At 66.2% G+C, this 880-nt stretch carries 1 protein-coding gene and 1 pseudogene; both read right to left on the bottom strand.

All coding sequences use genetic code 11. The features are described 5' to 3' along the window. Window positions 1-293: pseudogene (locus AB4Z46_RS35320) on the bottom strand (electron transfer flavoprotein subunit alpha/FixB family protein); the annotation flags it as partial. An 11-nt stretch (window positions 294-304) separates the two neighbouring features. Next, on the bottom strand, window positions 305-880 hold a 576-nt coding region (locus tag AB4Z46_RS35325), incomplete at its 5' end, for an electron transfer flavoprotein subunit beta/FixA family protein (protein WP_442288210.1).

The raw sequence follows: 880 nt of genomic DNA on the forward strand, positions 1-880 counted from the left end.
TTCTTGCCGTTGGCCGTGGCCGGGAACAGGATGTGGCTGTAGTTCTTCGCGATCGCGAGCACCTGGGCGGCGACGTTCTCCGCCAGGTTCTCGGCCAGGCTCGGGCTGTCGGCGACGATCACCTTGGCCACGCCCACCACCTGGGCGGCGGCCTTGGCGGCATCGGCCGCATTGGCGCCGGCCACCAGCACATGGACATCGCCGCTGGCGCAGGCAAGGCCCGCGGTCACGGTGTTGAGGGTCGCCGGCTTGAGCGTGGCGTGGTCGTGTTCGGCAATAACAAGTACGGTCATGTCGTTCTTCCTCAGATCACCTTGGCTTCGTTCTTCAGCTTCTCGACGAGCGTCGCCACGTCGGGCACCTTGATGCCGGCACCGCGCTTCGGCGGCTCGCTGACCTTCAGCGTCTTCAGGCGCGGCTTGACGTCCACGCCCAGGTCTTCCGGCTTGACCGTGTCGAGCTGCTTCTTCTTGGCCTTCATGATGTTCGGCAAGGTGACGTAGCGCGGCTCGTTCAGGCGCAGGTCGGTGGTGATGACCGCCGGCAGCGAGAGGGAAATGGTCTCCAGCCCGCCGTCGACTTCACGCGTCACGTTGACCTTGTCGCCCGCCACTTCGACCTTCGAGGCGAAGGTGGCCTGCGGCAGATTGGCCAGCGCCGCCAGCATCTGGCCGGTCTGGTTGGCATCGTCGTCGATCGCCTGCTTGCCCAGGATGATCAATTGCGGCTGCTCCTTGTCGACCAGCGCCTTCAGCAGCTTGGCCACTGCCAGGGGCTGCAGCTCCTCGGTGGTCTCCACCAGGATGGCGCGGTCGGCGCCGATCGCCATCGCCGTGCGCAGGGTCTCCTGGCACTTGGCGTCGCCGCACGAGACCGCGAT

The sequence above is a fragment of the Variovorax sp. M-6 genome (assembly GCF_052114385.1).
Lineage (GTDB): Bacteria > Pseudomonadota > Gammaproteobacteria > Burkholderiales > Burkholderiaceae_C > Variovorax.